Genomic DNA, 10,554 nt, shown 5'->3' with positions numbered 1-10,554 from the left:
GGCGGCAGGCGACTGCCGCTCTTTTTTTACCTGCGATTCGGAAATTTCCCAGCGAGCGGGTAGACCCTGCTCGGCCTCCATCGATTTTGTAGTTGGCTATCATTTGCCGCCCTTCATGACCGGCCGAAGTGACGAGTGGTTCGCATTTGGTCGGGAAAGGGCTTGAGCGAAGTTCCCGGCGCCATAAAAATGCCGCCCCGATGTCGATATGCCATTACTCCAAGGACGGTCGCAATGCGTCTGCAGTCTTTCGCTGCGGGTTTCTGCCTGCTTTTTCCTGCTTTTTCCGTTTTCGCGGCTGATAGCCCCGGTGCGCCCTTTGCTGGCGATCGCGACCTGATCCGCGAGCGCCAGGACCGCATCCTCGAGGAGCAGCGCAAGCGCCTGCAGGACCTGCAGCAACTGCCCGGCCGTGAGGCCCCCGTCCAGCCCAGCGCCCCCGCCACCCAGGGGCCGTGCTTCGACATCCGCAGCATCCGCCTGCAGGGTGCCAACCTGATTGCCGCGCCACGCCAGCGCGAGCTGCTCAAGCCGTTCGAAAACCAGTGCCTGGACAGCGGCCGTCTCAACGAGCTGCTCAAGGCCATCACCCAGCACTACATCGACAAGGGCTACGTCACCTCGCGCGCCTACCTGCCGCAGCAGGACCTGGCCGACGGCGAGCTGGACGTGATCGTGGTCGAGGGCAAGCTCGAAGGCCTCGACAGCTCCGCCATCGCCAGCGACCGCGAACTGGCCATGGCCTCGCCCGCGCGCGACGGCGAGGTGCTCGATTTGCGCGAAATGGAACAGCTGGTGGACCAGATCAACCGCCTGCCGTCGCGCCCCGCGCAACTGGAACTGGTGCCCGGCGCGGACGTGGGCGGCAGCCGCGTGCAACTCAAGGGCGAGCCTGCCAAGCCCTGGCGCGTGGGCCTGAACCGCCACAACGACGGCCAGCGCAGCACCGGCGAGCAGCAGTGGGGCGCCAGCCTCGACTGGGACAGCCCCTTCGGCCTGGCCGACCAGCTCAGCCTGCGCGGCGGCGGCGACCTGGCCAGCGACCACTGGAAGCACTCGGCCAACCAGAGCGTCCTCTACAACCTGCCCTACGGCTGGTGGAACTTCAGCTACGCCTACAGCCAGAGCTACTACCGCACCCGTAACCAGGGCGACGGCTTCGCCTTCGGCACCGACGGCGAGAGCAAGAACCACCAGCTGCGTGCCGAGCGCGTGCTGCATCGCGACAGCGTCAGCAAGACCGCTGCCAGCCTCGGCATCGCCCACCTGGAAACGCGCAACTACGTGGAAAACAGCCTGCTCGGCAACTCCAGCCCGCGCCTGACCGAATCCCAGCTGGGCTTCAACCACGGCCGGCGCATCGGCAACGCCTTCGTCAACGTCGATGTCGGCTGGCAGCGCGGCATCGGCGCCTTCGACGCCCAGCACGACCGCACACCGTTCCACCACTCGCCCGAGGCCCGCTACAACAAGTACAGCCTCACCGCCAGCTACCTGCAGTCCTTCCAGCTGCTGGGCGAATCCTTCAGCGTCGACAGCCTGGTCAACGGCCAGCACAGCGAAGACGTGCTCTACAGCCCGCAGCGCATCAGCGTCGGCGGCCTCAGCTCGGTGCGTGGCTTCAAGGAACAATCCCTCTCCGGCGACACCGGTGCCTACTGGCGCAACCAGCTGCGCTGGCGGCGGCCGGTGACCTGGGCGGCGCTGCAGCCGTTCGTGCAGGAATACGGCGCCGCCTTCGCCTACGACCTGGGGGTGATCCACGGGGATCGCTACAACCCCGGCCAGAGCGGCCGCCTCAGCGGCAACGCCTTCGAATTCAGTGCCCGGGGCCAGCACCTGGCCGCCTCGGTCACCTTCGCGCGGTCCCTGGAACGCCCTGACGCCATCACGCGCCAGGAGCACCCGGTGTATTTCCGCTTCGACCTCTTCTTCTGATTTCAGCTTCGCCCGGAGTTCCAGTACATGGACGTTCGCAGCCCCTTCTTCCAGAACATCGCCACCGTCCTCGTCGGCGTGATGTTCCTCAACCCCATCGTCTCCACCGCCGCTGATCTCGCGGTGGACGCGGCCGCCGGTGGCAACACCAGCATCGGCAGCGCCGGCAACGGCGTGCCGGTGGTCAACATCGCCACGCCCAACGCCAACGGCCTGTCCCACAACCGCTTCACCGACTACAACGTCGGCCAGCAGGGGCTGATCCTCAACAACGCCACCGACAAGCTGCAGAACACCCAGCTCGGCGGCTACATCATCGGCAACGCCAACCTCAACGGCCGCGCCGCCGGCCTCATCCTCAACGAGGTCAGCGGTGGCAGCCCCAGCCAGCTCAAGGGCTACACCGAGGTGGCCGGGCAGGGCGCCCACGTCATCGTCGCCAACCCCCACGGCATCACCTGTGACGGCTGCGGCTTCATCAACACGCCCAAGGTCACCCTGAGCACCGGCAAGCCGGTGGTGGAGAACGGCCGCCTCGACCGCTACGACGTGGACGGCGGCGCCATCGCCATCGAGGGCGCCGGCCTCAACGCCGGCAACGTCGACCAGTTCGAGCTGATCACCCGCAGCGCGCAGATCAACGCCGAGTTGCACGCCAGGCAACTGGCCCTGGTCACCGGCCGCAACGAGGTGGACGCCGCCACCCTGGCCGCCACCGCCAAGGCCGCCGATGGCAGCGCACAGCCGCAACTGGCCATCGACAGCTCCGCCCTCGGCGGCATGTACGCCGGCGCGATCCGCCTGGTGGGCACCGAGCAGGGCGTGGGCGTGAAGCTGGCCGGCGACATGGCCGCCAGCGGCGGCGACATCCAGATCGACGCCAACGGCAAGCTGACCCTCGCGCGCACCGCCGCCAGCGGCGATATCGCCCTCAAGGCCACCGACATCGACCTGACCCGCGGCGCCTACGCCGGCGGCAAGGCCCGCGTCACCAGCGCCGGCACCGTCGAGGTGAAGGAAAGCCTGGCCGCCGCCGGCGATCTGAACCTGAGCGCCGCGCGCATCGACAACCAGGGCCACCTGGAAGCCGGCGTGCGCGCCGACGGCAGTGCCAACACCGCCAGCGTCCTCGACATCCAGGGCGGCACCCTGGCCAACCGTGGCCAGGTGCTGGCCCAGGGCAGCCTGACCACCGACCTCACGACGCTCGACAACCAGGGGGCGCAACTGGTCGCCGCCGGCTCCGCCCAGGTGAAGGCCCAGACCCTGCACAACCAGGGCGGCCAGCTCATCGGCCGGCAGGACCTGACGGTCGACGGCAGGCAGCTGGACAACAGCGGCGGCACCCTGGCCGCCAACCAGGCGCTGACCGTCACCGTCACCGACGAGGTGAAGAACCTCGGCGACGGCCTGATCCTCTCCAAGGCCGACGGCCTGACCCTCACCACCCAGGTACTGGACAACCAGGGCGGCACCCTCCAGGCCGACAGCGGCGAACTCAAGGCCACTGCCGGCACCCGCCTGGACAACCGCAGCGGCAAGGTCCTCACCGGCGACGGCACGCTGACCCTCGAAGCCGGCGAAGTGCACAACCAGCAGGGCCGCCTCAACGCCCAGGGCGGCGCCCTCAAGGCCAGCACCGACAGCCTCGGCAACGGCCAGGGCCGCATCCAGGGCGACAGCGTCGAACTCACCAGCAGCACCCGCCTGGACAACGGCCAGGGCCAGATCGTCGCCACCCAGGGCGACCTGGAGATTAAGCGTGGCGAAGTCATCAACGACGGCGGCCAACTGCTGGCCAAGCAGGCGGTCAAGGTCGACGCCGACAGCCTGCGCAACCAGGGCGGCACCCTCGGCGGCGACAACGTCGGCCTCACGCTGAGCGGCAAACTGACCAACGACGGCGGCCTGATCGAAGCCGGCAAGACGCTGAACCTCGACCTCGGCTCCGCCAGCAACGCCGGTGGCAAGCTGCGCGCCCTCGGCAGCACCGGCAGCAGCACCTTCGCCATCGGTGGTCGCTTCGACAACGACGGCGGCCTGGTGGAAATCGGTAACGCCGGGTTCAGCCTCACCAGTGCCAGCCTCAGCAACCAGCAAGGCACCCTGCGCCACGTCGGCACCCAGGGCTTCGCCCTCAGCCTGGCCGATGCCGGGCAGGCCGGCGGCAGCTTCACCACCAACGGCGTGCTCAGCCTCGACGTCGCCGACTGGACCAACAGCAGCCTGCTGCAGGCCCAGCGCCTGGACCTCAAGGTCGGCACCTTCACCCAGACCGTCAGCGGCAAGCTGGTGTCCATCGACGACATCACCGCCAGCGGCGGCGACTGGACCAACGACGGCGCCATCGAAACCGAAGGCAGGCTGCAACTGGCCCTCAGCGGCCGCTACCAGGGCAACGGCAGCCTGAAGAGCCTGGGCGACCTGACCCTCAGCGCCGCCAGCGCCGAACTCGGCCAGGGCGCCCAACTGCGCAGCGGCGGCAAGGGCGAATTCCGCCTCGGCAGCAGCCTGGTCAACGCCGGCACCATCAGCACCGTGGGCGATGCCCTGCTGGTCGTCGCCAGCCTCGACAACCGCGGCACCCTCGGCGCGGCGCAGAAACTGCGCATCGAAGCCCCGACCCTGCTCAACCAGGGCCTGCTCTTCAGCGGCGCCGACATGGCCCTGCGCGCCAACAGCCTCACCAACCTCAAGGGCGACCTCTACAGCCTGGGCGCGCTGAGCGCGGCGAAGGACGATGCGAATGGGCAGATGGCGTTGCTGGAGAACGTTTCCGGCACCGTTGAAAGTGCGGGCGACATGCGCCTGGACGTCGCTTCACTGATCAACCGCAAGGACATCTTCGCTTCCACCATCAGCCAGACCAGCGGTCGCATTACCCTTACCGGTACCGACAACTGCAAGGGCAAGCATTGCGAAGCCTCCTATGTGGTGGAGGAGGAGTTCGGTCTCAAGATCACCCAGGATTCGGCTCGCGCCAGCCTCATTGCGGGCGGCGACCTGACCTTCGTCGGTGGGGATTTCGACAACCGCTTCAGCACCGTGTCCGCCAGTGGCGACATCAGCCTCGACACCCGCAACTTCCTCAATACCGGCGCAGCTGGTGGCGAGAAGCGTTACTACGACTACTACATCTATACCAAGAGCGAGAGCGAGTATTACGGCTTCATTGCCAACATCGGCCGCTACAACGACTACAACGACCCCGCCTCGCCGAACTACAACCCGGCTGCCATGCCGCTGGGCGCTATCGCCATCGGCAGTGTGCGCAACTCCAGCGTTTCCCAGACCTCGGGTGGTGGCGACGTCGCCAACGCGGTGGTCCAGGCTGGCGGTCGCGTCGATATCAAGGGCACGCAGACGATCGAGAACGGCCTGCTACGCCCAGGTGAGCAGATCGACCGAGGCGCAAGCCGCGTCGGCCAGACTGCCGTGAACAGCGATGCCAAGCCGGTCGCCACCCTCAACGCCCAATTGCCCCCGGATACCCATCAGCAGTCCGTCGACCCGCTGTCCCTGCCGGGCTTCAGCCTGCCCCAGGGCCAGAACGGCCTGTTCCAGGTCAGCAGCAACCCCAGCCACCGCTACCTGGTGGAGACCAACCCCGCCTTCGCCAACCTGAAGAACTTCCTCAGTTCCGACTACCTGCTGGGCCGCCTCGGCTTCGACCCCGACCAGGCGCAGAAGCGCCTGGGTGATGGCCTCTACGAGCAGCGTCTGATCCGTGAAGCCGTCATTGCCCGCACCGGCCAGCGCCTGATCGCCGGCCTGGACAGCGACGAGGCCATGTATCGCTACCTGATGGACAACGCCATCGCCAGCAAGGACGCGCTGAACCTCGCTCCGGGCGTGGCCCTCACCGCCGAGCAAGTCGCCGCCCTGACCCACGACATCGTGTGGATGCAGGAACAGGTCGTGAACGGCGAAAGGGTCCTGGTACCGGTGCTCTACCTGGCCCAGGCCAACAATCGCCTCGCCCCCACCGGCGCCTTGATCCAGGGCCGCGACGTCGCCCTGATCAGCGGCGGTGCCCTCGCCAACAAGGGCACCCTGCGCGCCAGCGCGAGCCTCCAGGCCAGCGCCGAAAGCATCGACAACAGGGGCCTGGTCCAGGCCGGCGACCTCCTGGCGCTGCTGGCCACGGACAGCATCCGCAACGCCCAGGGCGGCATCATCAACGGCAAGGACGTCAGCGTCGCAGCCATCAAGGGCGATATCACCAACGAGCGCTCTGTCGGCTACACCGAACACAGCGGGCGTTTCAGCTGGAGCCAGGCGTCGGTCGATAGTGCGGCGAGGATCGAAGCGACCAACAGCCTCGATCTGGACGCGGGCCGCGATCTGAACAATCTGGGCGGCGTACTCAAGGCTGGAGGCAACGCCAACCTGAGCGCCGGGCGTGACCTCACCATCGGTGCGGTCGCTGAGGTGGACAGTGCTGATGCCCGGTACAAGAAATCCCATGCGACCCAGTCGCAGGTCACCCAGCACGGCAGTGAAGTTCAGGTCGGTGGGGCTCTCCGAGCCGAAGCGGGCCAGGATCTGGGGATAGTCGCCAGCAAGGTGACGGCTGGACAGGAGTTGGCGCTGATCGCAGGTCGCGATGTCAGCATCGAGTCGGCCGCCAACGAGAGCCATCGTGCTTCCCAGAGCAAGAAGGTCCAGAGCAGCAACGATCAGATTCGTCAGCAGGCGTCCGTCGTTCAGGCCGGTGGCGATATCTCCATCGAGGCAGGCCAGGATCTGACCCTGGTCGCTAGCCAGATCAAGGGCGCGAAGGATGTGGCCCTGGATGCCGAGCGGGACACAAACCTGCTTTCCGCGAAGGATGAGGACGCCAGTTTTTACTTCAAGAAGAGCAAGGGCTCCTTTGGGCGCAAGAAGACCGAGCAGCGGGAAAGCTACGACAGCACCAATATCGCGTCCGTCGTCGAAGCTGGTGGCGATCTCACCCTCAATACCAGCACGGCGGCCGATGGCAGCCTGAACATCGACGGTGGGCGCAACGTCACCGTGATCGGCAGCGAACTGCATGCCGGTAATGACCTGCTGGTAGGAGCGACCGGGAATGTCGCAGTCCTGTCCGGTGTCGAGGAGCACGGCTCCTACAGCAAGAAGACCAAGTCCGGTTTCCTCGGCATGTCGAAGAGCGGCAAGAGCCAGCTCAAGACCAGCGCGACCCAGGTCGCCAGCGAGCTGGAGGCTGGCAACGATGTCGTGATCGCGGCGGGTAACGACATTCGCCTGCGCGCCAGTGAAGCCAGCGCGGGTAATGACGTGGAATTGCGTGCCGGGCTGGTGAAGGACACCGGCGACATCAACCTCGTCTCCGCCAACGACACGGCATATAGCCTCACCGAGGAATACAAGAAGAAGGTCGGTCTCTCCACTTCGGGTGGCTTCCTGTCGATCTCTTCGGCCAAGGAGGCCGGTCGCGAGGCGCAGAGCAGTACCAGTGTTGGCAGCCAGGTGTACGCGGACCGAGATGCGACGCTGCAGGCGGAGCGCGACATCAACGTGATCGGCAGCGGCATCAATGCTGGTCGCAATGTCAGTCTAGACGCCGGCCGTGATGTAAACGTCGTAGCGGCTCAGAACAGCAGCGCCGAGCGCGATTGGAAGAAGAAGAAGCAGGTCGGTATCGGCATTTCTGGCAATGACAACGGCATCAACCTGTTCATCGGTGCTGATCGCGCCCAGGAAAAGAACCGTCTGGAGCAACAGACGGCTGCGGCCAGCCAGATCACTGCCGGGAAGGATCTTGGCGTTAATGCGGGGCGCGATATCAACCAGATCGGCTCCGACCTAGCGGCATCCAACGACATCAACCTGAAGGCCGGGCATAACATCAATATCGATGCTGCCCGCGAGACCAAGGTCATCGAGCATGTCGAAGTCCAGGAGCGTCAGGGCCTGGGTATCAGCCTCAATCACAACTTCGGCAGCACCAAGGATGCGGTGAGCAACGCCGGCAAAGGTGAGAACAGCGTCAGCCAGGGCTCCAGCGCCTTGCGTGGTGTGGATGCGGTCAGCCAGTTCCTGGCCGGCCCAACGGCGGATGTGAAACTGGGCAACTCCAAGCAGAGCTCGAGCCAGGAGATTACCGAGCAGACTACCCGCGCCTCCACCCTGGAGGCTGGCAACGACCTGAACATGACCGCGGGCAACGATGTGCAGGTGAAAGGCAGCCAGCTCGGCGCCGGACGCGACATCAACGTCAAGGGGCGTGACATCACCCTGGACGTGGCCAAGGGCGAAACCCGAGAGGAGAACCAGGAGCGGCAGAGCTGGGGCGGTATACATGGCGGCACGTCCGGCGGCTTCAAGGTCGGGGTCGGCGGCAGCAATGGCGTCGCGAACGAGGACTTTAGCCAGGGCAGTTCCACCGCGACCCAACTGGAGGCGGGACGCGACATCAATCTTCAGGCCAGCAACGATCTGACCTTGATCGGTGCCGAGGCGAAGGCCGAGCGGGACATCAACCTGAACGCGGGCAACGACCTCAATATTGTTTCCGCGCAGAACGCCAGCAACAGCGAAAGCAACCGCCACAACGCGGGTGGCGAGGTCGGCCTGACCTTCGGCTCGCAAGGGGTGGGCGTCTATGTCAGCGTGAACATGGGCAAGGGCGATCTGGAGAGAGACGCGGATCGCCAGCAGGAGGCCTATCTCTACGCGGGTAACGGTCTGAACTTCAACAGTGGCAAAGACACCACCATCTCAGGCGCCACGCTACGCGGCGATGAGGTCGTCGGGCGCGTGGGAGGCGACCTGCACGTTTCCTCTGCCGTCGATACCGGCGAAGTGAAAGGCAAGGAGTTCGATGTCAGTGCCACCGCAACCTTCGGCCCTGGTGCGGGCTTCAGTGGCTCCGCCGGTTATGGGCAGACCACCGGCAAGACCAACTGGGTGGGAGAGCAGACCAGCATCACCGCCAAGGACAAGCTGGATATCCGCACTGAAAACCACACCCAGATCGACGGCGCACTCATCGCATCCGACAGCGGCAATCTAAAGCTGGACACCAACACGCTCGGCCACAGCGACATTGCCGGCGTGGACAAGGAGCACGGCTACTACCTCAACGTTGGTGGCACCTATAGCGCCGGAGGCAGCAGTGGTGGCACGACGCAGGACGCCAGCCAGGTTGGCAAAGGCAAGGAAGGCGAAGCCGGCTGGAGCGTAAACGGCTGGGAATACGAGAAGGATCGCCAACAGATCGTCCGCGCTACCGTGGGTAATGGCGACATCGTCGTGCGCAAGGACTCAGAGACGGGTGCCGACTCCACCGCTGGGCTCAATCGTGATGTCAGCAAGGCGTATGAGATCACCAGGGACCATGAAGAGCGTACGGATCTTTATGTGACCAAGTCGTCTGTGGAGGCTGTTGGTAGTCCGGCTGAAACCTTAAAGCGATGGGGGCAGGCGGCAGATGAATATGCTTATAAAACCGAGAATGCGGTTGAGCAGAGTAGAGAGCTGATTTTTGCGGGAGTCGCGGTGGGGAGCGGTATTCCTCCGGATGCCGTCAATAAAGTGATTCAAGCCTATAGTGCTGAAAGAGCTTTGCTGAAGGGCGGGGAGCAGACTCGCCTTGCGGCCGCTAAACAACTCATGGATATGTTCTTGCCGGAGCTAGCTGCTCCGGGGGCAGGAATAGTTGTAGATCGAATAAATAAACTGGCTGTTGATAATCCTGCGGCTGCTCTTGAAGTTATGTCGATGCTAAATAAGAGCGTTGCACATGAGCGAGCGCCGGTGGGTAGCAATAATTTCGCGCTAGCAGAGCTTGCCGTGCTCGGGGTCGTGGTGCTGGCTGTTGGAGCTATCGCTGTTGTATCTAGCCCAGATAATCAAAAGAAGATGAACGAGGCATTAGGGCGCTTGCTTCAAGAAACCTCTAGTCCAGAAGAGGCTCTGGAGAGAGTAAATGAAGTCAATGGCATAATAGGGAGGCTGGGGGGTAGGCTAATTCATGAAGATGACTATGTGCCACTTATAAATCCTGGTGTTAAACCCTCTGGTCAGAATGCTTCTAGTGGTGGGTATGGTTCTGGTGGAGTTGCTACTGGGCCAGTATCAACTGGTGGCAGCGAAATAAATGAATCCGGCGTATGGTGGACCGAAACAAAACCGGTGCCGAAATCGCTGTTCCCATGGGCGATGTATCAAGAGAGTGTTGGCTCTACAAACGATCTCGACCTATCGACTCAGGCTGATCAGGCGATGCTTGAAGAGATAAATAAGTTTTCATCTCGAACTCAGGCTGCCAAAATTGCAACTATGGTTGGTGTCTATGATCCGGAGACAGGGCGTATAGCGGTGGGCAGTAGTAATGGGAGAATTACTGCTGCTGATCTGCATCCCGATACGGTTCGATTTGTTGAGGAAAGACTAGGGGTTAAGGTTGGTGAGTTTACCGATATATGTGCAAATAAGGTTGGAGCATGTGCTGAGATATCTGGGGCTGATGTATTAGTTAGGCAGGGGTCAAGGCCTGAGAATCTTAAATTTACAAGGGCTCTTCGGCCTGCCAAGGTCTGGGGTGAGCAAGATATCCCAGATGATGCTAGGGTGGGTATGTGTGGGAACTGCAAGAACACATGGTGAATT

General features: G+C 63.8%; 2 protein-coding genes. Both read left to right on the top strand.

Annotation, left to right across the window (positions count from 1 at the left end):
• Positions 1-234: 234 nt before the first annotated feature.
• A complete protein-coding gene (locus HSX14_RS16350; protein WP_175384262.1) occupies positions 235-1,938 on the top strand; it encodes a ShlB/FhaC/HecB family hemolysin secretion/activation protein in 1,704 nt (567 codons plus the stop codon).
• 27 nt (positions 1,939-1,965) lie between these two features.
• Entirely contained in the window at positions 1,966-10,551 is an 8,586-nt protein-coding gene (locus HSX14_RS16345) for a hemagglutinin repeat-containing protein (protein ID WP_178132787.1), read from the top strand.
• Positions 10,552-10,554 lie beyond the last annotated feature (3 nt).

It is taken from the genome of Pseudomonas tohonis (genome assembly GCF_012767755.2).
GTDB classification, from domain to species: Bacteria; Pseudomonadota; Gammaproteobacteria; order Pseudomonadales; family Pseudomonadaceae; genus Metapseudomonas; species Metapseudomonas tohonis.
This window is presented reverse-complemented; position numbering and strand designations above follow the sequence as displayed.